The organism is Bacillus sp. 05T31 (assembly GCF_056396725.1).
In genome coordinates this window covers 1-372 of record NZ_JBFTMA010001498.1, presented here as the reverse complement: position 1 = coordinate 372, position 372 = coordinate 1, and the positions used below count along the sequence as shown (strand labels likewise).

The following is a 372-nucleotide window of genomic DNA, read 5'->3' as shown; positions in this document are numbered from 1 at the left end:
GTTCATAAGTAACACCTCTTTAGTATGATTTATTTTTATTGTACCAATTTTTATATAGAAAAGCTTGTATTCTTACTCTTTCTTATCACTAAATAATTTATTTAGTGTGTAAAGGAATAGTGCGACACATAATTCAGCTATGTTGGRCATTTGTACACTCTCTATCCAGTCATCGGCGGTATGTATGACAAACCAATCTAACGTAATTTCAATTATAGAGAGCAGAGCAATTGAGAGCCAATTGGGCATACTTGTCATCATTGGATGTAGGAGCACTTTAAAGAAAATGAATATAAAATATGTAATACCATCTAATAAAAGAATAAGTAAAAAAAAGAGTAGTAGAGCTGTTCTTGATGAATATTCTATACC

The 372-nt window shown here is 30.5% G+C and carries 1 protein-coding gene; it reads right to left on the bottom strand.

Annotation, left to right across the window (positions count from 1 at the left end; translation table 11 throughout):
* Window positions 1-72 precede the first annotated feature (72 nt).
* Window positions 73-372 (bottom strand): YrvL family regulatory protein (locus tag AC1DJR_RS34050; protein ID WP_477004676.1); only part of this gene is annotated, 300 nt, incomplete at its 5' end.